We start from the raw sequence: 24,983 nt of genomic DNA, 5'->3' as shown, positions 1-24,983 counted from the left end.
GGCTTAGTCCTGGGGTTCTTGAGGTGGTTTGAAAAAGGCGATCACGTCTTCTTGCAGGCGGGTGCGCTTGAACGACGGCAGGCTCTGCCACACGCGCTTGCCGTACGACTTGGAAATCAGGCGCGGATCGCAGATCATCAGCACGCCGCGGTCGGTCTCGTCGCGGATCAGGCGCCCCGCCCCCTGCTTGAGGTTGATGATCGCCTCGGGCAAGGTGTGGTGCATGAAGCCGTTCAAGCCCTGCTTTTCCATCACGTCGATGCGCGCGGCCAGCACCGGGTCGTCGGGCGGGGCGAAGGGCAGCTTGTCGATGATGACCAGCGAGAGCGCATCGCCGCGCACGTCCACGCCCTCCCAGAAACTCTGGGAGCCGACCAGCACGCCGTTGCCGGCGTTGCGGAAAGAGTCGAGCAATTCGGTGCGGCCGCGCTCGCCCTGGACGAACAGCGGAAAGTCGAGCCCGCGCTTGGCGAACTCGTCGCGCAAGCGTTCGGACACCTGCTTGACCGCGCGGATCGTGGTGCACAAGAAAAAGGTGCGCCCGCCGGCCGCCTCGATCACCGGCAGCGCGCTATCGATCACGGCGTCGGTGTAGCCGAAGGAATTCGGTTCCGGCAAGCCGTTCGGCACGTACAGCAAGCCCTGCTGTTCATAGTTGAACGGGCTCGGCCAGGTCTTGGCCGGCTCGCCCGTCAAGCCCATCTGGTTCGAGAAATGCTTGAAGTCGTTCTTGACCGCCAGGGTGGCCGAGGTAAAGATCCAGCTGCGCGGCGTGCCTTCGCGCTGGTTGTTGAAGATCGGCGCGATCGACAGCGGCGTCTTGTGCAGTTGCAGGGACGACGAAAAAGCCTCTACCCACAGCACGGCCTGGTCGCCTTCGACCACTTTACTGGCCGGCGCGTCGCGCCGGATGCCGTCCTGCTTCCAGCCATCGATCGCGGCGGCCAGCTCGACCGCGCGCACCCTCACCTGCTCGATGGTCTCGGCGCGCGCGGCCTGGTCTTCGAGCACGTCGATCATCTCGGCCAGTTTTTCCTTGAGCGTGTTGAGCGCAGGAAAGAACTCGGACGACGGCATGATCTGCGCCAAGGACAGGCGCATGATGTCTTGCGGGAAGGTCAGGCGCAGGTCGCGCGCGGCCTTTTCGACCACCATCACCACCTTGGCCCAGTCCGGGCCGCCGCGCGCATGCGCCAGGCCCTCGGCCAGCACGTCACGGCACAGTTCCAGGATCTGCGAGGTCGACACCGTCTGGCCGAAGAACAAGGTTGCCGTGTCGGGCAACTGGTGCGCTTCGTCGAAAATGATGGTGTTCGCCGACGGCAGCAGTTCGGCCACGCCTGTGTCTTTCAAGGCCACGTCGGCGAAGAACAGGTGATGGTTGACCACCACCACATCGGCCTGCTGCGCTTCGCGGCGCGCCTTCATCACGAAGCAATCCTGGTAATACTGGCACTCGGCGCCCATGCAGGTATCGCGGGTCGAGGTGACCAGGTTCCAGATCTGCGCGTTTTCGGGCACCTTGGCCAGTTCGGCCTTGTCGCCCGAACTGGTCATCTTGATGAAGCGCGAAATTTCGCGCAGGTTGCCGACATCGTCGCGCGAGGTCATGCGCCCGTTCTGCAGGGTGCGTTCCAGATGGTAGTGGCAGACGTAGTTCGAACGGCCCTTGAGCAAGGCCACCGAGACCGGCGCCTTGAGGGCGGCGCGCACGGTCGGGATGTCGCGCAGGAACAACTGGTCCTGCAAGTTCTTGGTGCCGGTCGAGATGATGGTCTTGCCGCCCCACAGCAGCGCCGGGACCAGGTAGGCGAAGGTCTTGCCGGTGCCGGTGCCGGCCTCGGCGATCAGGGTGCTCTGGTCGGCGATGGCCTGGGCGATCGACTTGGCCATCTCGGTCTGCGAGCGGCGCGGGCTGAAGCTGCCGACGGAAGGCGCGAGCGGGCCGCCCGCGCTGAACAGGCGGTCGACTTCGGCATCGTGTTTGCCTTCCGGCTGCGCCGGCGCGGAGGATTCGCCGTGGGCGTCAGGAGGAGGCGCGTCGCCTGGCGCGTCGCGTAGCGCGCCGGGCTCAATGAGAGGGTCGGTCAAGGTGGCATTTCAGTGAAGCGAAGACGGATCAGGCCGGAACATCAGGCACTAATTGCATTTTCAACAGGGTAATATGGTCTTTCAGTTGCAACTTGCGCTTTTTGAGGCGGCGCAGCTGCAACTGGTCGTGGTGACCGTCCAGGGTCAACATGTCTATGACAGCATCCAGGTCGCGATGTTCCACATCGAGTTCGATCAGGCGGCGCTGGATAGTTTGGTCATCGTTCATGTGTGGCATTCCAGACAAGTTCATTTCAAAAATTTCATCAACTGCAGCAAAAAACGCATACAATCTGAAACAATTTTTGTCGCGCAGAAAATAGTCACTGCTTGCAACAAGCAGCATACTCAGTGCATAGTTTAATCTACGGCGTCGTTGCAGCCAACAATATAGAATACGGCAGCCACGAGAGCCGTATGGTAACGCAGCCAGGACATTACCCCAAGCATATGAACGCATACAAGATTGAAGCCGGTACCGCGCAACACATCGGTAACCGGCCGGAACAGACCAATCGCACCGCCCTGTTCACCGGCGCGCGCGCGCCCGGCTACATGATGGCGGTGCTGGCCGACGGCGTTTCCGGCGGTTCGGCGGCGTCGGACCAGGCCCTGCTGACGGCCAAGCAACAATTTGACCTGTTCAAGCCGGGCGACGATCCGAGCATCGAGCGCCTGCAGGCGCTGCTGCGCGACATCGTGCTCGAAACGCACGCCGTGCTCAAGCTCACCGCCATGACCAGCACGAGCGAGCCGCATGCGACCTTCGTGGGGCTGGTCATCACGCCCAAGGGCACGGCGGTGTGGGCGCACGTGGGCGATTCGCGCCTGTACCGCTTCGTGCGGGCCGAGTGCGTGGTGCGCACCAGCGACGTGCCCTACATCGAGCACCTGGTCGGCACCGACAAGCTGCCGCTGGAAGCGGCCAAGAACCACCGCCACTCCAAGCTGCTGTTCAATGTGCTCGGCAACAGCCGCAAGGAGCCGTTCGTCGCGGTCGGCCACCACGAGAACCTGGCCGCCGGCGACACCTTCCTGCTGGCGTCGGACGGGCTGTGGCACTTCTTTACGGATGCCGAACTTGGCGCGGTGACCAGCAAGAACACGCCACGCCAGGCGTCGGAACTGCTGATCAACAAGGCGGTGGAGCGCGCCCAGGGCAAGGGCGGCAACTGCACCATGGCCATTGTGAAGCTGGTCAAGCCGCCCAAGGAAGTGCCGAACTACACGGTGGAACGGATGCGCCGGGCGGTGTAAGCTGTCGTGCCGCGCCATACCCGTTACGTCCTCTAACTCGTCGTTCCCGGCCACTACCCCGTCGTTTCCGCGCAGGCGGCGGCTAAGCAAACTTGGGTTCCCGCCTGCGCGGGAACGACGGTGCTGAGGGATGCGCCGGGCGGTGTAAGCTGTCGTGCCGCGCCATACCCGTTACGTCCTCTAACTCGTCGTTCCCGGCCACTACCCCGTCGTTCCCGCCTGCGCGGGAACGACGGTGCTGAGGTTAGCTTTGGAACGATAACGATCAAACTATTTGGAGATCTTCACTTCCTTCGGCTTGGCCGCCGCCTCGGCGTCTTTCGCCGCCTTCTGCGCCTTCCTGGCGCTGGCCGCCTTCTTCTCTTCGACCTTGCGCTGGCGCTTCTCCGAATCGATGCGCTTCTGCTCGAACGCTTCGGCGTTTGCCGCGCGTTCCGGCACGGCCGCTCTTTCTTGCGCGGCGATGCGCGCCAGCTTGGCCGCTTGCGCCGCCTGGCGCGCTTCCAGGGTCGGCTTCGTCGACGGCCCCTTCACCTTCGGCGGCGCCGCCACCGGCGCCGGGGTCGGATTGGCCGCCAGGCGCGCTTCTTCCGCTTCTGCCACGCGCACCGATTCGGCCACCGCCGCGTCGCGCGCGTCGGCCGAGGCCTTGCGCTGGAAATGCTTGGCTTCGTCTTCCACCGCGTTCAGGTAGGCCAGGGTTACGCGCCGGTATTCGCGCGCCTCATCGAGGCAGTCGTTGACGAAGAACTTGTCGTAGCAAGTCACTTCGCTGTTGGCGTAGCGCGCTTCGGTGGCGGCGCGCTGCGCGCGCACCTGGTCGAGCTTGAGCGCGGCCTGTTCCAGGGTCGTGGTCAGCGGCACCTCGGGCGCCATGCTGGTCGGCTGCAGGCCGGGCGTGCAGGCGGCCAGGCCGGCGGCCAGCGCCAGCGCGGCAAGCCGGATCAGGGGGAAAGCAAGGCGGTTGTTCATGTTCAGTGTCCTGTGGGCGGGTCGGCGAAGGGTCAGGAAATGGGTCAGGAAAGCGAGTCGGCCGCGCCGCGGCGCTCCGCATCCATGTATTCGCGCGACTGCATTTCAATAATACGCGAGACGGTGCGATGAAACTCGTTCGACAGCGTCCCTTGCGTGTACAGCTCTTCCGGCGGCACGGCGGCCGACATCAGCAGTTTAACCTTGTGGTCGTAGAAGACATCGATCAGCCACGTAAACCGGCGCGCCTCGGACGACTGCGCCGCCGACATGGCCGGAATCCCCGACAGCACCACGGTGTGGAAGCGGCTGGCGATTTCGAGATAATCGTTCTGCGAGCGCGGTCCGCCGCACAGGGTCGCAAAATCGAACCAGATGATGCCGCCGGCGTGGCGCAGGGCGCGGATTTCGCGCTCTTCGATGCGGATGCGCGGGTCTTCGTCGGCCGTCTCGGCGATGCGCGCATAGGCCGTGCGCAGGGCGGCGTCGGAGGCGGCGTTCAAGGGCGTGTAGTAGCTCTCGACCTGCTCGAGCGCGCGCTTGCGGTAGTCGATGCCGGCGTCCACGTTCATGACGTCGAGTTTGTCCTTGAGCAGGGCGATGGTCGGCAACATGCGGTCGCGATGCAGGCCGTCCGGATACAACAGGTCGGGATCGTAGTTCGACGTCATGATGAAGGACACGCCGTTGTTGAACAAGGCGGTCAGCAAATTATACAAAATCATGGCGTCGGCGATATCCGAGACATGGAATTCGTCGAAGCAGATCAGGCGGTATTTCTTGGCGATGCGGCGCGCCACTTCGTCGAGCGGGTCAGCCACGCCCTTGAGCTCATCGAGCTCGCGGTGCACGCCGCGCATGAATTCGTGGAAGTGCAGGCGCGTCTTGCGCACCACCGGCACCACCGAGTAAAAACTGTCCATCAAAAACGACTTGCCGCGCCCTACTCCACCCCACAGGTAGACCCCGCGCGGCACGTCCGGGCGGTTGATCAGGCGCTTGAAGGTGGAGGAGCGCTGCGAGCGAAATTGAACCCACTCCTCGTAGGCGCGCTGCAGGCGGTCGACCGCGCGTTGCTGCGCCTCGTCCGAGGTAAAGCCGCGTTGGGATAAGGCGTGCTGGTAGAACTCTTGGACATTCATTTGGGGAGGCAATACAGAATGCCGGGCGCGCCGATGCAATGCTTCGGCGCGCCCGGCGGGGTACTTATTTAGAAGTTCAAGGTACGCTTGTCGACGGCGAGCGCGGCTTCCTTGGTCGCTTCGGACAGCGATGGGTGGGCGTGGCAGATGCGGGCAATGTCTTCCGCCGATGCGCGGAATTCCATCGCGACGACCGCTTCCGAAATCAGTTCGGACGCCATCGGGCCGACGATGTGCACGCCGAGGATTTCATCGGTGGTGGCATCGGCCAAAAACTTGACCATGCCCGAGGTGTCGCCCAGCGCGCGCGCACGGCCGTTGGCCATGAACGGGAAGGTGCCCGCCTTGTAGGCCACGCCGGCCGCTTTGAGCTGCTGCTCGGTCTGGCCAACCCACGCGATTTCGGGCGAGGTGTAGATCACCCACGGAATCGTGTTGAAGTTGGTGTGGCCATGCTGGCCGGCGATACGCTCGGCCACGGCAACGCCTTCTTCTTCGGCTTTGTGCGCCAGCATCGGGCCGCGCACCACGTCGCCCACCGCCCACACGTTCGGCAGGTTGGTCTTGCAGTCGTCGTCGACGGCGATGAAGCCGCGTTCATCGAGCTTCAGGCCGACGCTGTCCGCGCCCAGGCCGATGGTGTTCGGCACGCGCCCGATCGAGATGATCAGCTTGTCGAACACGGCGCTCTGCGCTTCGCCTGCGGCGTTGGCATAGTCCACGGTGACCTTGTTCGCGCCGGCGGTGACTTTGCTGATCTTGACGCCCAGGTTGATCGCCAGGCCCTGCTTGGTGAACAGCTTGTGCGCTTCCTTGGCGATCTGCTCGTCGACCGCGCCCAGGAACGTAGGCAAGCCTTCCAGCACGGTGACCTTGGCGCCCAGGCGGCGCCATACGCTTCCCATTTCCAGGCCGATCACGCCGGCGCCGATCACGCCGAGGGTGGCCGGCACGGCGTCGATGGTCAGTGCGCCGGTGTTCGACAAAATCAGTTTTTCGTCGAACGGCGCGCCCGGCAGTTCACGCGCGTTCGAACCCGTGGCGATGATGACATGCTTGGCCGCGAGCGTGTCGGCGGCCGCGCCGGTGACGCTGACCTGGTAGCCACCTTCGGCGGCGCCGGAGAACGCACCGCGGCCGTGGAAGAAGGCGATCTTGTTTTTCTTGAACAGGAACAGGATGCCGTCGTTGTTTTGTTTGACGACGGTGTCCTTGCGCTTCAACATTTGCGGCAGGTTCAGCGACAGGCCGGCGACATCGATGCCGTGTTCGGCGAAAGCATGGCCGGCGTGCTCGAAGTGCTCGGACGATTGCAGCAGCGCCTTCGATGGAATGCAGCCGACGTTGGTGCACGTGCCGCCCGGCGCCGGAGCGCCCTTGGCGTTGGACCATTCATCGATACAGGCCACCTTGAAACCCAGTTGCGCGGCACGGATGGCGGCGATGTAGCCGCCAGGACCGGCGCCGATGACAACCACGTCGAATTGTTTTGCGTCACTCATTATTGATTCCCTTGATTTATTCTTCTGGTACGAATACCCACATCAGCAGGTAGATCAGCAGGCCAAGCAGGAAGTACAGGGTAAAGACCGTAAACACCAGCCGCCATACCCAGGCATCCATGCCCGATACCCTGGCCAGGCCGCCGCACACGCCCGAGATCCAGCGGTCGCCGCGGGTGCGGCGCAGGCGCGAGAACTCGCTGGCGAGGTCGCCGTTGCCGGGACCGGGGCCAAGGCTGGCCCGCTCTTGCTCGGCCAGCAGGCGTGCCTTGGCCTGTGAAAATTCGGCGTCGGAAAGCGCGCCGGCTTGATGCAGTTCGTGCAAACGCTTGATTTCGTCGGAGATATTCAATTATCCACCCATCCAAAACAATGGCGATGCACGCGCTTGCCACCAGCGCGCCAGCATGCACCTTGTGCTTACAGGTCCAGCAGCAAACGCGCCGGATCTTCCAGCGTTTCCTTCATCGTGACCAGACCCAGGACGGCTTCGCGGCCGTCGATGATGCGGTGATCGTACGACATCGCCAGGTAGTTCATCGGACGCACCACAACGAGTCCGTTTTCGACGACGGCGCGGTCCTTGGTCGCGTGCACGCCCAGGATGGCCGACTGCGGCGGGTTGATGATCGGGGTCGACAGCATCGAACCGAAGGTGCCGCCGTTCGAGATCGAGAAGGTACCGCCGGTCAGGTCGTCCAGGGTCAGCTTGCCTTCCTTGGCTTTCTGGCCGAATTCACCGATTTTCTTTTCGATTTCGGCGATCGACATCTGGTCGGCGTTGCGCAGGATCGGCACCACCAGGCCGCGTGGCGAACCGACCGCGATGCCGATGTCGAAGTAGCCGTGGTAGACGATGTCGTTACCGTCGACCGAGGCATTGATGATCGGGTACTTTTTCAGCGCGGCGACAGCGGCCTTGACGAAGAAGGACATGAAGCCCAGCTTGACGCCGTGCTCTTTCTCGAACTTGTCCTTGTACTTGTTGCGCAGGTCGATCACCGGCTGCATGTTCACTTCATTGAACGTGGTCAGGATGGCGTTGGTCGACTGCGACATCACCAGGCGCTCGGCGATACGGGCGCGCAGGCGGCTCATCGGCACGCGCTCTTCCGGACGCTCGCCCAGGTTGGCGGCGGCAGGCGCTGCGATCTGCTGCAGCGGGGCCTTGAGCGGCACGCTTGGCGCGGCCAGCGGCGCTGGCGCAGCGGGCTTGACGCCGCCAGCTACCGCGCCAAGGACGTCGCCCTTGGTGACACGGCCATCGCGGCCGCTGCCGGCAACGTCGGAGGTGGTCAGCTTGTTATCGGCCAGCAGCTTGGCGGCGGCCGGCATGGCCACGTTCGATTTCGACGCGATTGCGCTGATCGCAGCGGCCACCGGATCGGCGGCGGCTTGGGCAAGCTGCACCGGCGCGCTGGAGATTTGCAGCGGGCTTACCTGGGCCGGCGCTTCGGTGTCGATGATGGCGATGATTTCGCCGGCGACGACGGTCGCGCCGTCGGCCTTGAGAATCTGGGTGATGATGCCGGCGTTCGGCGCAGGCAGCTCGAGGACGACCTTGTCGGTCTCGATATCGATCATGTTTTCGTCGCGCGCGACTGGCTCGCCGACTTTTTTGTGCCACGACAGCAGGGTCGCTTCCGCTACCGATTCCGACAGAACTGGGACTTTGACTTCAATTTGTGCCATGTAAAACTCCGTGTATTGTTTTTAGCAGCGCCCCGCCGGGGGGTGATCGAAGCGGCGGGGCGTGGTGGTTATTTGGTCAGGATGAAACCCTTGAGCTTCGAGAATGCCGTTTCCAGCAATTCCTTCTGCTGCGCATTGTGCTTGTCGCCATAACCGACGGCAGGCGACGCCGAAGCCGGACGACCTGCGTACGCAAGGCGCTGGCCCGATTCGAGGCTTTCGAAAATGTTGTGCTGGATCTGGAACCATGGTCCCTGATTCTGCGGCTCATCCTGGGTCCACACCACTTCGGTCGCGTTCGGGAACTTTTTGAGTTCGGCCGCGAACGACTTGTGCGGGAACGGATACAACTGTTCGACACGGATGATGGCGGTATCGAGCTGGTTGCGCGTTTTGCGGCTGTTGACCAGGTCGTAGTAGACCTTGCCCGAGCAGGCGATCACGCGCTTGACCTTCTTGGCGTCGATTTTCTCGTCGACTTCACCGATCACGGTGTGGAAGACGCCCTTGGCCAATTCGGTCAGCGGCGAGCTGGCGTCCTTGTTACGCAGCAGCGACTTCGGCGTCAGGATGACCAGCGGTTTGCGGAACTGGCGCACCATCTGGCGACGCAGCAGGTGGAAAATCTGCGAGCCGGTGGTTGGCTGCACGACTTGCATATTGTTGTCCGCGCACAGTTGCAGGAAGCGTTCAGGACGCGCCGACGAGTGCTCCGGACCCTGGCCTTCGTAACCGTGCGGCAGCATCATCACCAGGCCCGACGCGCGGCCCCATTTGACTTCACCCGAGGCGATAAACTGGTCGATCACGACCTGGGCGCCGTTGGCGAAGTCGCCGAACTGGGCTTCCCAGATGGTCAGGGTGTTCGGTTCTGCGGTCGAGTAACCGTATTCGAAGGCGAGAACGGCTTCTTCCGACAGCACCGAGTCGATGACGACGAACGGCGCCTGGCCTTCCGACACATTGCACAGTGGGACATAGGTGCCCGCATCCCAACGCTCGCGGTTCTGGTCGTGCAGCACGGCGTGACGGTGGGTAAAGGTACCGCGCCCGGCATCCTGGCCCGACAGGCGGATGGCGTAGCCGGACGAAACCAGCGAAGCGTACGCGAGATGCTCGCCCATGCCCCAGTCCAGGTTCAGTTCGCCACGGCCCATGGAGGCGCGGTCGGCCAGCACTTTTTCGACCAGCGAGTGGACCTTGAAGTTTTCTGGCAGGGTGGTGATGCGGGTCGCCAGGCGTTTGAGTTCCGTCATCGGCACGGCGGTGTCGGCGCTGTCGGTCCATTTACGGTTCAGGAACGGCAGCCAGTCGACTGCGTACTTGTTCTTGAAGTTCGAGATGACCGGATCGATCGTGTGCTTGCCGGCGTCCATGGCGTCGCGGTAAGCGGAGACCATTTTGTCGCCGCCGTCGGCCGCCAGGGTGCCCTGGGCGATCAGCTTGTCCGCGTACAGCTTGCGGGTGCCCGGATGCTGGCCGATTTTCTTGTACATCAGCGGCTGGGTCAGCGCCGGGGTGTCTTGTTCGTTGTGACCGAGCTTACGGTAGCAGATGATGTCGACAACGACGTCTTTCTTGAACTGGACGCGGTAGTCGAGCGCGATTTGCGTCGCCAGCACGACCGCTTCAGGGTCGTCGCCGTTCACGTGCAGGACCGGCGCTTCGATCATCTTGACCACGTCCGAGCAGTACAGGGTCGAACGCGCATCGCGCGGGTCGGACGTGGTGAAACCGATCTGGTTGTTGATCACGATGTGCACCGTGCCGCCCGTGCCGTAGCCGCGGGTTTGCGCAAGGTTCAGCGTTTCCATGACCACGCCCTGGCCGGCGAACGCGGCGTCGCCGTGGACCAGGATCGGCAGCACTTGCGCGCCATCCTTGTCGCCGCGACGCTCCATGCGCGCCTTGACCGAGCCTTCGACGACCGGGTTGACGATCTCCAGGTGCGACGGGTTAAAGGCCAGCGACAGGTGGACAGGACCGCCGGCGGTCGAGATATCGCTCGAAAAACCCTGGTGGTACTTGACGTCGCCCGACGGCAGGTCGTCGCCGTGCTTGCCTTCGAATTCTTCGAACAGTTCCTGCGGCGACTTGCCCAGGGTATTGACCAGGACGTTCAGGCGGCCGCGGTGGGCCATGCCGATGACGATCTCCTGCACGCCTTTTTCACCGGCGCGCTGGATGGTTTCGTCGATCGAGGCGATGAAGGACTCGGAGCCTTCCAGCGAGAAGCGCTTGGCGCCGACGTACTTGGTGTGCAGGTAGCGCTCCAGGCCTTCGGCGGCGGTGAGGCGTTCGAGGATGTGGGCTTTTTTCTCGGCCGTGAAGTTCGGGGTCGAGCGGATCGCTTCGAGTTTCTCCTGCAGCCAGCGTTTTTCCGCCGGATCGCCGATATACATGAATTCGGCGCCGATCGAACGGCAGTAGGTATCGCGCAGGAAGTTCAGCAGGTCGCGCAGGGATGCGGTCTCAGGGCCGAAGTAGGTATTGCTGATGTTGAAGACGATGTCCATGTCGGCATCGGTGAAACCGTAGAAGCTTGGCTCGAGTTCCGGAATCGTCGGGCGTTCCTGGCGCTGCAGCGGGTCCAGGTTGGCCCACTGCGAGCCGAGATAGCGGTAAGCGGCGATCAGCTGGGTGACGGCGACGCGCTTGCGCCCCATTTCGGCGTCGGTGGACGCGGTCACGACACGGATCGGGCCTGCCTTGGCGCGCTCGGCGAACGAGGCGATGACGGAAGCGTGGGCTACGTCGGGTTTGTTGGAGCCGTCGACCGCAGGGACGTTCTGCATGGAGTCGAAATAGGCGCGCCAGTTGTCTGGCACCGAGCCTGGGTTGTCGAGATAAGCCTCGTACAGCTCTTCAACGTACGGCGCGTTACCACCGAACAAATAGGAGTTCGCGGTTTGGTCTTGCATCATCTTGCTCACCTTTCTTCGCGCTTCGCGAGTTTGGCGGGTTAATCTAACCTTCCGCGACACGGCCTGACCGGTTAGCGGATTGCACATCAAGTTGTGGGGAAGGACTTGTAAAGCTCGCAGCATTCTTACGACGTCGGAAGAATAGCACGCGTATTGTAGCCTAACATTCCACCTTGCGAAAAAAGTTGCCAATCATCTTTTTGTCTTGGGCGATAACAAAACCACCGCAATGTCGCAAATTAGTGACATTGCACAAGTTTATGGATCGTTAAGCGCGCGCTTTCTTGCGCCAGCTCAGGGACTATATCGGTCCGATATGATTGAAAACAAGCGATTGTTGCGTATTGTAAATGTCCATTGTGGTCATTGACCCCGCAAATGATAATAGTTATCATTTGCGTTTAGTTGACGGAAGCACCCGATGTCCACCCCCGCCACGCTCCCCAGCGCCAGCCGCGCCGCCTGGCTCAAGAACCTGCACCGCTGGCACTGGATCAGCTCGGCCTTGTGCCTGATGGGCATGCTGTTATTCAGCATCACCGGCATCACGCTCAACCACGCCACCCAGATCGAAGCCAAGCCGGCCATCAGCAAGCGCAAGGCGACCCTGCCGGCGCCGCTGCGGCGCGACCTGGAGCAAGCGGCCAGCCGGCACGCCGACGCCCGTGCCCCCCTGCCCCCGCGCGTGGCCGGTTGGGCCGAGCGCGAGTTCGGCCTGGACCTCGGCGCCAATGACGCCGAATGGACCGAGGAAGACGCGTATGTGGCCCTGCCGCGACCAGGCGGCGACGCCTGGCTGCGCATCGCCGTCGATGGCGCCGCCGAATTCGAAAAAACCGATCGCGGCATGGTTTCCTGGCTCAACGACCTGCACAAGGGCCGCAACGCCGGTCCGGTGTGGGGCTGGTTCATCGATATTTTCGCGCTGGCCTGCGTGGTGTTTTCGCTGACCGGTTTTTTGATCATGAAACTGCATGCCGCCAACCGCCCGTCCACCTGGCCGGTGATCGGCGCCGGCATCCTGCTGCCGCTCTTGCTGGCCCTTTTGTTTACCCACTAATCCACTTACCAACTACCCACTACGTCTGCCACCCATGAAACTACAGCACACGCTTGCCCTTACCCTCCCCATGCTGAGCAGCTGGGCCGTCGGCGCCGATCTCGCCGTCAAGTTCGAGATCCCGCAACTGAACGTGGCCGAATACCACCGCCCGTACGTGGCCATGTGGCTCGAGCGCGCCGACCAGAGCGTGGCGGCCAACCTGTCGGTGCTGTACGACGTCAAGAAGAAAGACAACGCCGGCACCAAGTGGGTCAAGGACCTGCGCACCTGGTGGCGCAAGGCCGGGCGCGATGTGGAATTGCCGATGGACGGCGTGAGCGGCGCCACGCGCTCGGCCGGCGAGCAGACCATCAGCTTCGGCCCGGCCAGGACAGGCATCGACAAGCTGCCGGCCGGCGACTACAAGCTGGTGATCGAAGCGGCGCGCGAATCGGGCGGGCGCGAACTGGTGCGCGTTCCCTTCACCTTGCCGCTCAAGGGCAAGCAAACCTTCAGCGCGCGCGGCAAGGAAGAACTCGGCGCGGTTTCCCTCCAGATCACCCCTTAAGTGAAGACAATGACCAACACCATGATGAAAAAGACCCTGCTCGCGCTGACCCTGGCCGCCGTCTCCCTGAGCGCCTCCGCCCACCGTGGCTGGCTGTATCCGCAGTCGACCATGGTCGAGTCAAAAGAGCCGTGGGTGACCATCGACGGCGCCATTTCGGAAGGCCTGTTCGATGTCGACCACGTCGCCCTCAAGCTCGACGCGGCCACCGTCACCGATCCGGATGGCGTGGTCACGCCGGCGCCGGCCGGCCACATGGGCAAGCAGCGCAGCACCTTCGACCTGAAGATGGCCAAGAACGGCACCTACAAGATCAGCATCGTCAACCGCAGCGTGTTAGCCAGCTACAAGGACAAGGCTGGCGAGACCAAGCGTTTCCGTGGCAGCGAAGAGGCCTTCGCCAAGGAAGTCCCGGCCGATGCGCCCGAACTGAAAACCACCTACGCCCACCAGCGCCTCGAGACTTTTGTCAGCGCCAACAAGACCAGCGACGGCGCCTTGAAACCGAGCGGCGTGGGGCTGGAGATGATCGCGCTGACAAATCCGACCGACCTGCGCGCCGGCGAAACGGCCAGGTGGCGCTTCCAGCTCGATGGCAAGCCGCTGCCGAAGTTCGCCTTCAGCCTGATTCCGGGCGGCGTGCGCTATCGCGGCGTGCTCGGTGAAGTGCGCCTGGAGACCGACGCTAAAGGCGAGGTGGCGGTGACCTTGCCGGCGCCCGGCATGTACTGGCTCAACGCCGGCTTTCCGGCAGCCCAGCCGAAAGGCCCGGCGGCCGCCGACGCCCCGGCCGTGACGCGTCGCTACAGCTACGCCGCCACGCTCGAAGTACTGCCCGAGTAAGCCAGAGTCAATGCGACGCCGCGTTCTCGTTCCGCTGGCCATCGCGCCGGCCCTGCCGCCGCGCACCAGCATGCTCCATGAGCTGGGCGGCGCCACCATGGGCACCACCTGGTCGGCGCGGGTGATGGCCCCGCCCGACACAAGGCCAGCCATGCTGGAAGCCTTGCAGCGCCAGCTCGACCTGGTGGTGGCGCAAATGAGCCACTGGGAACGCGACTCGAACCTGAGCCGTTTCAACAGCGCCCCGGCCGGCAACTGGCACCGCCTGCCGGATGCATTTTTCACGGTGCTCAGTTACGCGCTCGAGGTGGCAGAGGACAGCGGCGGCGCCTACGACCCGTGCGCCGGCGCCCTGGTCAACGCCTGGGGTTTCGGCGCGCGCCAGCGCTACAACGAAGCCAATTTCTACGCACCGCTGCCGGCGGCTACCCAAGCCATCGTGGCGCGCGCCGACCGCCAGCGCCTGCAACTGGACCGCGCCAGCCGGCGCGCGCTGCAAGCGGGCGGCGTGCAGATCGACCTGTCGTCGGTGGCCAAGGGCTACGCGGTGGACCTGCTGGCGCGCTGCCTTGAGGCGCACGGGCTGTTTCACTATCTGGTGGAAATCGGCGGCGAGCTGCGCGGCGCCGGCACCAAGGCCGATGGCCAGCCGTGGTGGGTCGCGCTCGAAGGCGTGCCCGGCGCCGGCGAGGGCGCCGGGCCGACCATGGTGGCGCTGCACGGACTGGCGATCGCCACCTCGGGCGACTACCGGCGCTACTTCGAACACGGCGGCCGGCGCGCTTCGCACACGCTCGATCCGCGCACCGGCGCGCCGATCCGCAACGACGTGGCGTCGGTCACCGTGCTGCATGCCGAATGCATGGCGGCCGACGCCCTCTCGACGGCGCTGTCGGTGATGGGTCCCGAGGAGGGACTGGCGCTGGCCGAGCGCCGCAAGCTGGCCGCGCGCTTTTTGCTGCGCCATGACGGCGGCCTGCGTGAAGTCGTCTCCAGCGCCTACCAGGAATTACTGCAATGATGACTGTCGATCCGGTCCGCTGGGGTGGCGCGGCCGCCGCCATGGCGGCCTACGCGCTCATGTGCCTGGCCCTGCTGCGTGCGCGCCGCGCAGTGCACCAGGACAGCGGCGGCGCGCATGCCGACTGGCTGGTGGCCTACGCCAGCCAGACCGGCACCGGCGAAGCGCTGGCCGAGCATACCGTGGCGACCCTGCGCACCGGCGGCCTGTCGGCGCGCGCGCTCAGCGTCGAGCAACTTGACGAAGCCACCTTGCGCGGCGCGGCGCGCATCCTGTTCATCGCCAGTACCTACGGCGAGGGCGATGCGCCCGACAGCGCGGCGCGCCTGGCGCGCCTGCTCGACCAGCCGGAAATGGCACTGGGCCAGCTGCATTACGCGCTGCTGGCGCTGGGAGACAGCAGTTACGCCAATTACTGCGGCTTCGGGCGGCGCCTGGACGCCGCCCTGCAAGCGCGCGGCGCCCAGGCGCTGTTCGCGCGGGTCGAGGTGGACCGTGGCCGCAGTGCCGCCATCGAGGCCTGGCAGCATCACCTGAGCCACTTGGCCGGCACCAGCGACGCCCCCGACTGGAGCGCGCCAGGCTATGGCCACTGGCACATCGCGGCGCGCCGCCTGCTCAATCCCGGCAGCGCCGGCGCGCCGGTGTACCGCATCGACCTGCTGCCGGCCGAGGGCGAACTGCCGGCGTGGGAAGCGGGCGACCTGGTGCAAGTGAGCGCGCCGGGCGACCCGGATTATCCGCGCGAGTATTCGATTGCCTCGACCATGTCCGAAGGCCGCCTGTCGCTGCTGGTGCGCCTGCACACGCGCGACGATGGCAGCGTCGGACTGGCATCGGGCTGGCTGTGCCGCGAGGCGCAGGAAAGCGCGCCGGTGCTGCTGCGCGTGCGCCAGCACAGCCGCTTCCGGATTGGCGGGAACGCCGGCAGGCCCTTGATTTTGATCGGCAACGGCACCGGCATCGCCGGCCTGCGCGCGCACCTGAAAAGCCGCGCCGACGCGGGCCAGGCGCGCAACTGGCTGGTATTCGGCGAGCGCAATGCAGCGCACGACCACTTCTGCGCCGGCGACATCGCGGCATGGCGCAAGGCCGGCATGATCGACACGCTCAGCCTGTTGTTTTCGCGCGACGGCGCCGCCGAACGCTATGTGCAGCACGCGCTGGCGGCGCAGTCCGCGCAGCTGCGCACTTGGGTGGCCGAGGGCGCGGCGATTTATGTCTGCGGCAGCCTGCACGGCATGGCCGGCGCCGTGCATGAAACCCTGGAAAGCGTGCTTGGCGGAGACACCCTCGCCATGCTCGACGAGAGCGGCCGCTACCGGCGCGACGTGTATTGATATCAAAAAATATGCATAAAGCATAATCTTGCCCGTTTTACCAAATACGAATGAGAATTGTATTGATAACGATTCTCATTTACATGGTTTACCATTTCTCCTACAATGACTAGGTTGTTGGCAATGTATGTCCGACCCACCCCACGTCGAAGAAGAGAAACAGATGGCCCCGATCAAAAGCCGCAAGCACGCGCAATCCCGTTTCAATCAACACATGAGCGCCGCGCTTGCCGCGCTGCTGGTCCCGGTGGCCGCGCATGCCGCCGCCGACGCGCCGCAGGCCAAAACCTTGCCGGAAGTCCAGGTCATCAGCAAAACCGGCGAGGAAGCCGGCAACGACTTCAAGGCCGAACGCGCCGCCTCGCCCAAATACACCGAAATCCTGCTCAACACCGCGCAAACGGTGACCGTCATCAAGAAAGAACTGATCATGCAGCAAGGCGCGGTGACCCTGACCGAGGCCCTGCGCAACACGCCCGGCGTGGGCACCTTCTTCCTCGGCGAGAACGGCAACACGACCACTGGCGACACCATCTACATGCGCGGCTTCGATTCGTCGACCAGCATTTTTGTCGATGGCGTGCGCGACATCGGCTCGGTTTCGCGCGACGTCTTCAACGTCGAACAGCTCGACGTGCTCAAAGGCCCGGCCGGCACCGACACCGGGCGCTCGTCGCCGACCGGCTCGGTCAACATGGTGACCAAGCAGGCGGTGATGGAGTCCGGCACGACCGGCACGGTGGTGGCCGGCAGCGGCAAGCAAAAGCGCGCCACGCTCGACTACGCGAGCGTCATGAGCGCCGAAAAAGGCGTCGCCTTTCGCCTCAACGCGCTGGCGCAGGACAGCGGCACGCCGGGGCGCGATGTGGTCAACAACAAGCGCTGGGCGCTGGCGCCGTCGCTCGCCTTCGGCCTGAACAGCCCGACCCGTGTTTACCTGAACTACCTGCACGTGGACCAGGACAATGTGCCGAGCGGCGGCGTGCCGACCATCGGCCTGCCCGGCTACAAGAGCCCGGATGCGCGCACCTTCCTGAGCACGGCGGCGCCGGTCAACCCGGAGAATTTCTACGGTTCGGCCAGCGACTACGACAAGGTCAAGGCCGACATGTTCACCGTCAAGGTCGAGCATGATTTTTCGCCGACCGTCAAGCTGCAAAACACCACCCGCTACGGCAAGACCTCGCAGGATTACCTGTTGACCGCCTTCATGGGCAACAGCGCCAACCTGAAAACGCCGAACGTCAACGACCCGTCGACCTGGACCATCACGCGCGGCAACCGCACCGTCAAGGACCAGTCCAACACCATTTTGACCAACCAGAGCGTGGCCACGGTGAACCTGGACCTGGGCGGCCTGAAGCATACTTTCGTGGGCGGCCTGGAACTGACCAGCGAAGAGCAAACCAATTACAGCTACACGGGCGCCGGCACGATGGCGGTCGACTCGCTGTACGCGCCGAACCCGACCTCGCCGATCGCCGGCCTGAACCTGGTGCGCAACGGCGTGGGCACCAATGCCAAGGTTGATACCCAGAGCGTGTACCTGTTCGATACGATCAAACTGGGCGAGAAGTGGATTTTCAACGTGGGTGGCCGCATGGACCACTTCAACGTGAACTACAACGCCACCAGCCTGTCGACCGCGACCGCCAATCCGACCTTGCCGGTGGGTACCCTGGTGCCGACCAAGCTGAAGCTGAGCGACACGGTCGGCAACGGCAAGGTGTCGGCCCTGTACAAGCCGACCAAGGACAGCAGCGTGTACGCCCTGGTCGCCACGTCCAAGCAGCCGCCGGGCACCAATTTCTCGCTGTCGACGTCCGCCAACAGCGCCTCAAACCCGAAATATGATCCGCAGCAATCGACCACCACCGAAATCGGCACCAAGTGGGATTTCCTCAAGCAAAAGCTGTCGCTGACGGCGGCTGTGTACAAGACCACCGTCAAGAACGAGCTGGAGCAGGACCCGGTGGACTTGCTGTACTACCAGACCGGGCGCAAGCAGGTCAAAGGGATCGAGCTGGGCGTGACGGGTGAGGTGGCGCGCAACTGGCTGGTCAGTGCCGGGTATGCCCGCATGGATACGAAAGTGAACAATGGCAAGGTCGTCACCGCCAGCGGGATCAACAACCTGAACTACACGCCGAAGGATGCGTTCACCTCGTGGACCTCGTACACCCTGCCGATGGGCCTGAAAGTGGGCGGCGGCGCACGCTATGTCGGCAAGCTGCTGCGCGGCACCGATGGCGCGGTGGGCACGCCGGCGTTTGCCGATGCGTACTGGGTGGTCGACGCGATGGCGTCGTACAGCGTGAGCAAGAACGTCGATGTACAGCTGAACTTGTACAATCTGGCGGACAAGGAATACATTGCGCAGATTAACAAGAGCGGTTATCGCTACACGCCGGGCGCGCCACGCTCGGCCAGCCTGACCGCGAACTTCCGCTTCTAAGTCGATCGCTTTTGACCCGTCGTTCCCGCGCAGGCGGGAACCCAAGTTCGAACCAAAGCCATGGGCGGCTCGACAGAATTGGGTTCCCGCCTGCGCGGGAACGACGGCGCATTACATTCAGCCACGGTTTCCCCATGATGCTCCACATCCCCCAAGTCCTCACCCCCGACCAGGTCGCCGCCATGCGCCGCTCGCTCGACGCGGCCGACTGGACCGACGGCCGCGCCACGGTCGGCGCCCAAGGCGCCCAGGTCAAGCACAACGAGCAACTGCCCACCGACGGCCCCCTCGCCGCCGAACTGGGCCGCATTATCCTCGCGGCCCTGGCCGCCAATCCGCTCTACTTCGCCGCCGCCCTGCCCCTGCGCACCGTGCCGCCGCTGTTCAACCGCTACACCGGCGGCGGACACTACGGCGCGCATGTGGACGGTGCCGTGCGTAACGTGCCTGGTAGCGCCTTGCCGCTGCGTACCGATGTCTCCTGCACCCTGTTCCTGTGCGAACCCGAGGACTACGACGGCGGCGAACTGATCGTCAACGACACCTACGGCGTGCATGAAGTCAAGCTGCCGGCGGGCGACATGATCGTCTATCCCTCGTCGAGCGTGCACAAGGTCGAAGCGGTCACGCGCGGCAGCCGCGTCTGCTCTTTCTTCTGGGTCCAGAGCATGGTGCGCGACGATGCCCGCCGCGCCATGCTGCTCGAACTCGACCAGACTATCGTGCGCCTGCGCGCCCAACTGGGCGACAGCGAGGAAACCGTCAGCCTGACCGGGCATTATCACAACCTGCTGCGCATGTGGTCGGAGATCTGAACTGGACTTTTCCATCTAGATAATTTATTCTAGGTGCATTCCCACCGCTACCCTCCCCATGCCAGAGCCGACCGCCATCCCCAAGCCCACCGCAGCGGAACTGGAAATGCTGCGCCTGCTGTGGCAACTCGGGCCGGCCAGCGCCAAACAGGTGCACCAGGCGGCCGTGGCCAGCCGTCCCGACATGGCGTACGCGACCGTGCTACGCCTGCTTCAGTTAATGCACACCAAGGGTTTGCTCACGCGTGACGAAAGCGCCCGCGCGCATGTGTACGCGCCGGCGCAGCCGCAGGACTCGCTGCAGACCAGCCTGATCAAAGAATTGATCCACAAGGCGTTTTCGGGCTCGGGCAAGGAACTGGTGCTCGCCGCCCTGCGCGGGCACGTGAGCGCGCGCGAACGGGCGGAAATCCAGGCGATCCTGGACCAGGAACAAAAGTAGTCCCTCTTCATGCCTCGGGCGCGCAAACCGCCCTTCATCAACCAACTGGAGTATGCGATGGGCACCTACGTGCACTATTCGCTCGGCGACGACGATGGTGTCAAGACCGCGTTCCTTGCAGATCTCGGCGTCTTTCTCGCGTGGCTGGACCCGCGCATTGCAGAGTATCCCGATGAGTTCCCTGCGGGCATGCGAGAAAAGATCCTCGACTTCATGCGGCGTGGCAACGCCGCATTGCTTACCGCCTCGCGCGAGGAAGCCAGGCTGATCGACCTGATTGTCGATGAATACTACTGGAACTTCAGCTTCGACAGCCACCGTCATCCGGCGATCGATATCACGCCGTCCATGCACAAGTGGTATCGCTACGCCAGCGAGCTATCCGATGTCTTGCCGGCTGCCTCGGCCATCGCCTGCGACTATTATCGCGCACTGTTTCGCGGCTGTTCGCTGGTCGAATGCGACGGGCATGTCTACCAATCGCAAGACGACGTCTTTCATCTCTCCTGGCTCTTGCCGGCCCAGGTAGTGGCATTGCTGGCCGAACTGGAGCCCTTCGAGAGCGAACTCGATGCAATGCAAGACGACCAGGCAGGCGTCTTGTGGGTACTCGTTTCGCTCCAGGAAGCCAAGCGCGCGGGGGCAAGCCTGATCGTGGCGATTGCCTGATAGCGGCTGCCAACCATCTTAGTGAGAAATTTATACTAAGTTAGTTGTTCGCAAACACTAAGTCAATTATGATGTGTTCATTCCAAGAGAAAATGAACCCATATGAACACCAGCATGCGCGTCGTCGAGAAAAATTCGGGAGCATTCGTCATCGAACACTTCCTCACCCCAGCCATGTGCCAGCATTACATCGCGCTCGGCGAAGAAGCCGGCTACGTACCGTCGGAAGTGAACTTCAGTGACGGCTCGCGGCGGGCGGAAGAGATCCGCAATAACGACCGCGTCATTTTCGACGATGCCGCGCTGGCCGTTTCGCTGTTCGAACAGGCGCGCGCCCTGCTGCCCGCCACCATCGGCGACTGGGCCTTGAGCGGCTTTAACGAACGGTTCCGTTTTTACCGGTATGGCCCGAAGGAGTATTTCAAGTGGCATACGGACGGCGTGTATGCCAGGTCGCCGGATGAAGCGAGTCGCCTGACCTTCATGATTTACCTGAACGGCGACTTCGAGGGCGGCGATACGGAATTCAAGACCGAATTGATCAAACCGCAGCAAGGCGCGGCGCTGGTATTCCCGCACAAGCTGCCGCACCAGGGAACGGAAGTCATCGACGGCCTCAAATACGTGCTGCGGACCGACGTGATGTACCGCCGCGCCGAATCACGTTTGCCCGCCGCAGACGAATCCACTGAAAGCCAGACATGACAGATAAAACAGTTGTCCTCTACCGCCCTACCGGACCGGAAGAACTTGAACTGGTGCGCCAGAGCGGTTTCAAGCGCTGGCCGCCACGCTTGCCGGAGCAGCCAATCTTTTATCCGGTGACCAATGAAGCCTATGCCAAACAGATTGCCGTCGAGTGGAACATCGGCGCCAGCGGCGTTGGCTACGTGACGCGCTTTCACGTGCTTGCGTCGTTCATGGAGAGCTACCCGGTTCAACAAGTCGGCGGCGATATTCACACCGAATGGTGGGTTCCGGCGGAGGAACTTGAAGAGCTCAACGACCGGATCGTCGGGCTGATTGAGGTCATCGGAGAATATCGCGCTGGTGCGTCAGGCGAATGAGGCACACGGCGATACGAGTCACGCACGAGGTGTTGCGTGCATGCCGGTTGCGATCCGCGTCCACAGCTTACGCCTCCGCTTCCGATAGCGGGGCATCCAGCGGGGGCAGTGCATAAGCACGATTTGTCGATGCGATAGTGAGAAGGGTAACAATGTGAGAATTCAAACTCACCTCCTCGATTTTTGCCTGGGAGTCCAATCGTGCATGTAACCACTTCGGCAACTGGATCGTCACCCGGCCGCTATGGCTCGCATCCTCACTGAACGGAGCCGGAAACGCCTCACCGAGTTCACTCGACTCGGCGTACAGGTCTTCGATAATTGCCTGCGAAGCCTGATAGGAAGCGGCCCAGCTGTCCTCGTACACTTTAATATGAGGAAACTCCCTGACTGTGCCAACAAAATAGAGATGACCGTCTACCGAACGGTGAACAATTGAAATGCTGTAAGCGGAAGCATCGAAATTATCCATTTCCCGCCCTCCTATCATTTTTTAGAGTTGACTCATATTCTGTTAAGACGCCCAGGATGTCACGAATGCAGACTGGAAGCACATCAACGCGCGAGGTATCCGCGACAGCGCGCGTGGATGGGGCGGGAATGCCTGATCGAATGTCAGCTCATGCCGCCTGCAGCTTGCGCACCACCCCGGCCGCATCGAGCTCGTAGCTGGCGAAGTCCTCTGCCAGGAACAGATTGCCCGCGTAATGCAGGCGCGCCTCGGCGTCGAGTTCGGCCATGCCTTCCGGATTGTCGTAACGCGCGCTGAAGTGGGTCAGGATCAGGTTCGGCAAGCCTCGCTCCGTGGCGAACTGCGCCACGCGCTGCACCGAACTGTGGGTCGGCCCCGGCCCGACTTTTTGCAAGATGGCCTCGGTGTAGGTGGCCTCGTGCACCAGTACCTGCGCCTCGGCGCAGGCCTCGCTGAGCAGCGCCGGGGTATCGTTGTCGCCGCCAATCACGGCCACCGCGCGTTGCACATCGGCCACGCGGAAATCGGCAGCGGCCAGCACCCCGCCATCGTCCAGCACGACGTCGACGCCGGACTGCAATTTGCCCCACAGCGGACCGGAAGGCACGCCGCGCGCGCGCAGGGCCGCGCTGTCGAGCTTCCATTTACAGCTTTCCATGGCGAAGCGAAAACCCACGCTCGGGGCGCGGTGCGACAGGTGGTGGCGCTCGATGCGCAAGCCGCCCTCCTGGTGCACCAGTTGTTCGCCGGCGACATCCACATGGATCAGCGGAAACGGCAGGAACAGCTCGGTGTGCAGCATGGTCGCGTCCAGCCAGGCCTTGACGGCCAGCGGCGCGATCAGGATCAGCGCCCGCTTGCGTCCGTTCATGGCGGCGCTGGCCAGGAATCCCGGCAAGCCGTAGCTGTGGTCGCCATGAATGTGGGTGATGCAAATGCCAGCCAGGTCGTGCACGCTCAGCGCGATGTGCTGCAGGCGGTGCTGGGTGCCCTCGCCGCAATCGACCAGCCACCAGTCGCGGTTCAGGGTGGTTTGCAGCGCCAGCGCAGTGACGTTGCGGTTTTTGGTGGGGACGCCCGAGGACGTGCCTAAAAAGGTCAATGTGAACATGCCATATTATGCGCCAGCCGAGGCGGGGGCGCCAGCGCAGGGCGCCATGCCCCGCACGACGACGCAACCCACGCCAGGCGCCGTTTCTTTACAATATGATCAATCCACAATCCGCCACGCTCATCCTGAAAGGAATTGCACATGTTCGAGATGGACCATCCATGGTGGGAATTCGTCGTGCGCGGGGCGGCCGTGTATCTGATCCTGCTGCTCATGGTGCGCGTGTCGGGACGGCGCACGGTCGGCCAGTTCACGCCGTTCGACCTGCTGGTGGTGATGTTGCTCAGCGAAGCGGTATCGAACTCGCTCACGGGCGGCGATCAATCGCTGTTTGGCGGCTTCATCGTGGCGGCGGTGCTGGTCGGGCTGAACATGACGATGTCGTTCCTGTCGTCGCACAGCAAAAAAATGTCGGACATCCTCGACGGCAGCGCAGTGCTGCTCGGGCGCGACGGCGAGCTGTACGACAAGGTGATGAAGCGCTGCCGCATTTCACGCGAAGAGGTCGACCAGGCCCTGCGCTGCTCCGATTGCGACCTCAAGGACATGCGCTGCGCTTTCCTGGAAGCCGACGGCCAGATCACCATCCAGAGAAAGTAGATTCCTTGCCGCCGGTGCCGGGCGTGATTCGCGTCGCGCGCGAACTCAGGCAGCGGCGAAAGGCGGCTTGACCCGGTTCCCCCAGGCGGGGATGGCGGCTTGCCAGAAGGCGCTGACCGAACTTGCCGGCGCCAGTGGCAATTGCAGGAAGGCGGCGCTGGCCTGCAGGGCGCCGAGCGCCTGGCGTTCGTCCTCGGGGGCGACCGCCAGCGCGCCGGTCTGCTTGGACAGTTTTTCGCCATCCGCGTTGCGCACCACCGGCACATGCAGGTAACGCGGGACAGGCAAGTCCAGCAGGTGTTGCAGATAGATCTGGCGCGGGGTTGAATCGATCAGGTCGGCGCCGCGCACGATGTCGGTGACGCCCTGCTGCGCATCGTCGACCACCACCGCAAGCTGGTAGGCCCAGAAGCCATCGGCGCGCTTGAGCACGAAGTCGCCCGACTCGCTGGCCAGATGTTGCGCCACGGGGCCGGCGGCGCGGTCGGTAAAGGCGATCAGGTCGGCGTGGCCGGCGGGATCGGGCACGCGCACGCGCAGGCTGCGCATGGTCTTGCCGGGTGCGAGGCCGTGCCGGCAGGTGCCGGGATAGATGGCCGAGCCGTCGGGCGCGGTGCCGAGGCGGGAATCGGCGATTTCGCGGCGGTTGCAGCCGCAGGGGTAGACATGCGCGCCGAGTTGCTCGGCGGCGGCCTGGTACAACTGCTTGCGCCGGCTTTGCCAGACCACCTCGCCATCCCAATCCATGCCCAGGGAGCGCAGCAAGGCCAGGATGCCCTCCGCAGCGCCCGGCACGCTGCGGCCTTCGTCCACATCCTCGATGCGCACCAGCCAGCTACCGTGATGCGCCCTGGCGTCCAGGTAGCTCGCCATGGCCGCCACCAGCGATCCCTGGTGCAGCGGCCCGCTCGGCGATGGCGCGAATCGGCCAATGTAATTGCTTCGGTTCGGCACGTGC

Annotated in this window: 24 protein-coding genes; 13 read left to right on the top strand and 11 right to left on the bottom strand. The window is 63.6% G+C overall.

Features of this window, described 5'->3' with window-relative positions:
• Positions 1 to 3: 3 nt before the first annotated feature.
• A complete protein-coding gene (locus F2P46_RS21670) occupies positions 4 to 2,076 on the bottom strand; it encodes an ATP-dependent DNA helicase (RefSeq protein ID WP_166894130.1) in 2,073 nt (690 codons plus the stop codon).
• 43 nt (positions 2,077 to 2,119) lie between these two features.
• Entirely contained in the window at positions 2,120 to 2,320 is a 201-nt protein-coding gene (locus tag F2P46_RS21665; RefSeq protein WP_166881122.1) for a YdcH family protein, read from the bottom strand.
• Between the two features lie 221 nt (positions 2,321 to 2,541).
• On the opposite strand from F2P46_RS21665, the gene F2P46_RS21660 reads away from it, so the two are divergent.
• Positions 2,542 to 3,348, top strand: a complete 807-nt coding sequence (locus tag F2P46_RS21660; RefSeq protein ID WP_166894033.1) for a serine/threonine-protein phosphatase — start codon at positions 2,542 to 2,544, stop codon at positions 3,346 to 3,348.
• A gap of 270 nt (positions 3,349 to 3,618) precedes the next feature.
• On the opposite strand, the gene F2P46_RS21655 is transcribed toward F2P46_RS21660, so the two are convergent.
• The 6 genes from F2P46_RS21655 to F2P46_RS21630 form a co-directional block, all read right to left on the bottom strand.
• Entirely contained in the window at positions 3,619 to 4,320 is a 702-nt protein-coding gene (locus F2P46_RS21655; protein WP_166894031.1) for a hypothetical protein, read from the bottom strand.
• 44 nt (positions 4,321 to 4,364) lie between these two features.
• Positions 4,365 to 5,462, bottom strand: a complete 1,098-nt coding sequence (zapE, locus tag F2P46_RS21650; RefSeq protein ID WP_166894028.1) for a cell division protein ZapE — start codon at positions 5,460 to 5,462, stop codon at positions 4,365 to 4,367.
• 68 nt (positions 5,463 to 5,530) lie between these two features.
• Positions 5,531 to 6,964 (bottom strand): dihydrolipoyl dehydrogenase, encoded by a 1,434-nt coding sequence (gene lpdA, locus F2P46_RS21645; RefSeq protein WP_166894026.1) that lies wholly within the window; start codon positions 6,962 to 6,964, stop codon positions 5,531 to 5,533.
• A 16-nt stretch (positions 6,965 to 6,980) separates the two neighbouring features.
• Positions 6,981 to 7,316 (bottom strand): PspC domain-containing protein, encoded by a 336-nt coding sequence (locus tag F2P46_RS21640; RefSeq protein WP_166881087.1) that lies wholly within the window; start codon positions 7,314 to 7,316, stop codon positions 6,981 to 6,983.
• A gap of 68 nt (positions 7,317 to 7,384) precedes the next feature.
• Positions 7,385 to 8,656, bottom strand: coding sequence for a 2-oxoglutarate dehydrogenase complex dihydrolipoyllysine-residue succinyltransferase (odhB, locus tag F2P46_RS21635; protein ID WP_166894025.1), 1,272 nt, complete (start codon positions 8,654 to 8,656; stop codon positions 7,385 to 7,387).
• Between the two features lie 68 nt (positions 8,657 to 8,724).
• On the bottom strand, positions 8,725 to 11,580 hold the full coding sequence (locus tag F2P46_RS21630; RefSeq protein ID WP_166894023.1) for a 2-oxoglutarate dehydrogenase E1 component: 2,856 nt from the start codon (positions 11,578 to 11,580) through the stop codon (positions 8,725 to 8,727).
• 421 nt (positions 11,581 to 12,001) lie between these two features.
• Here F2P46_RS21630 and F2P46_RS21625 point away from each other — a divergent pair, with 421 nt between their 5' ends.
• The 11 genes from F2P46_RS21625 (at position 12,002) to F2P46_RS21575 (ending at position 21,842) form a co-directional block, all read left to right on the top strand.
• Positions 12,002 to 12,640, top strand: a complete 639-nt coding sequence (locus F2P46_RS21625) for a PepSY-associated TM helix domain-containing protein (protein ID WP_166894021.1) — start codon at positions 12,002 to 12,004, stop codon at positions 12,638 to 12,640.
• Positions 12,641 to 12,674: 34 nt separating this feature from the next.
• Positions 12,675 to 13,190 carry a DUF2271 domain-containing protein gene (locus F2P46_RS21620; protein WP_166894019.1) on the top strand — a complete coding sequence of 172 codons (516 nt, stop codon included), beginning with the start codon at positions 12,675 to 12,677 and terminating at the stop codon, positions 13,188 to 13,190.
• A 9-nt stretch (positions 13,191 to 13,199) separates the two neighbouring features.
• Entirely contained in the window at positions 13,200 to 14,033 is an 834-nt protein-coding gene (locus F2P46_RS21615; protein WP_229509390.1) for a DUF4198 domain-containing protein, read from the top strand.
• Positions 14,034 to 14,043: 10 nt separating this feature from the next.
• The gene (locus tag F2P46_RS21610; RefSeq protein ID WP_166894017.1) at positions 14,044 to 15,054 is read left to right on the top strand and encodes an FAD:protein FMN transferase; all 1,011 of its coding nucleotides are present in this window, start codon (positions 14,044 to 14,046) and stop codon (positions 15,052 to 15,054) included.
• Positions 15,051 to 16,394, top strand: a complete 1,344-nt coding sequence (locus tag F2P46_RS21605) for a sulfite reductase subunit alpha (RefSeq protein ID WP_166894015.1) — start codon at positions 15,051 to 15,053, stop codon at positions 16,392 to 16,394. Before F2P46_RS21610 ends, F2P46_RS21605 begins: the two co-directional genes overlap by 4 nt.
• Before the next feature lie 163 nt (positions 16,395 to 16,557).
• On the top strand, positions 16,558 to 18,849 hold the full coding sequence (locus F2P46_RS21600) for a catecholate siderophore receptor Fiu (protein WP_166894126.1): 2,292 nt from the start codon (positions 16,558 to 16,560) through the stop codon (positions 18,847 to 18,849).
• Between the two features lie 134 nt (positions 18,850 to 18,983).
• The gene (locus F2P46_RS21595) at positions 18,984 to 19,664 is read left to right on the top strand and encodes a Fe2+-dependent dioxygenase (RefSeq protein ID WP_166894013.1); all 681 of its coding nucleotides are present in this window, start codon (positions 18,984 to 18,986) and stop codon (positions 19,662 to 19,664) included.
• 58 nt (positions 19,665 to 19,722) lie between these two features.
• The gene (locus F2P46_RS21590) at positions 19,723 to 20,106 is read left to right on the top strand and encodes a BlaI/MecI/CopY family transcriptional regulator (RefSeq protein WP_166894011.1); all 384 of its coding nucleotides are present in this window, start codon (positions 19,723 to 19,725) and stop codon (positions 20,104 to 20,106) included.
• A gap of 57 nt (positions 20,107 to 20,163) precedes the next feature.
• Positions 20,164 to 20,775: a hypothetical protein gene (locus tag F2P46_RS21585; protein ID WP_166894009.1), complete on the top strand. Its 612-nt coding sequence runs from the start codon at positions 20,164 to 20,166 to the stop codon at positions 20,773 to 20,775.
• A 102-nt stretch (positions 20,776 to 20,877) separates the two neighbouring features.
• On the top strand, positions 20,878 to 21,480 hold the full coding sequence (locus tag F2P46_RS21580) for a 2OG-Fe(II) oxygenase (protein WP_208296721.1): 603 nt from the start codon (positions 20,878 to 20,880) through the stop codon (positions 21,478 to 21,480).
• A complete protein-coding gene (locus F2P46_RS21575; RefSeq protein WP_166894007.1) occupies positions 21,477 to 21,842 on the top strand; it encodes a hypothetical protein in 366 nt (121 codons plus the stop codon). The genes F2P46_RS21580 and F2P46_RS21575 overlap by 4 nt, the downstream gene beginning before the upstream one ends.
• Positions 21,843 to 21,909: 67 nt before the next feature.
• Here the strand turns inward: F2P46_RS21575 and F2P46_RS21570 are convergent, their stop codons facing one another.
• Positions 21,910 to 22,314 carry a toxin-antitoxin system HicB family antitoxin gene (locus tag F2P46_RS21570; protein WP_166894005.1) on the bottom strand — a complete coding sequence of 135 codons (405 nt, stop codon included), beginning with the start codon at positions 22,312 to 22,314 and terminating at the stop codon, positions 21,910 to 21,912.
• Positions 22,315 to 22,462: 148 nt separating this feature from the next.
• Positions 22,463 to 23,425, bottom strand: coding sequence for a ribonuclease Z (locus F2P46_RS21565; protein WP_166894003.1), 963 nt, complete (start codon positions 23,423 to 23,425; stop codon positions 22,463 to 22,465).
• A gap of 141 nt (positions 23,426 to 23,566) precedes the next feature.
• On the opposite strand from F2P46_RS21565, the gene F2P46_RS21560 reads away from it, so the two are divergent.
• On the top strand, positions 23,567 to 24,025 hold the full coding sequence (locus tag F2P46_RS21560; RefSeq protein ID WP_166894001.1) for a YetF domain-containing protein: 459 nt from the start codon (positions 23,567 to 23,569) through the stop codon (positions 24,023 to 24,025).
• A gap of 45 nt (positions 24,026 to 24,070) precedes the next feature.
• Here F2P46_RS21560 and gluQRS read toward each other — a convergent pair whose 3' ends face one another.
• Positions 24,071 to 24,979, bottom strand: a complete 909-nt coding sequence (gluQRS, locus tag F2P46_RS21555; RefSeq protein WP_166893999.1) for a tRNA glutamyl-Q(34) synthetase GluQRS — start codon at positions 24,977 to 24,979, stop codon at positions 24,071 to 24,073.
• Positions 24,980 to 24,983 lie beyond the last annotated feature (4 nt).

Origin of the sequence: Massilia sp. CCM 8734 (assembly GCF_011682155.1) — a bacterium.
Classification (GTDB): domain Bacteria; phylum Pseudomonadota; class Gammaproteobacteria; order Burkholderiales; family Burkholderiaceae_D; genus Telluria_A; species Telluria_A rubra.
Note: the sequence above shows the minus strand (reverse complement) of the source record. Positions and strands in the feature narration are given on the sequence as shown.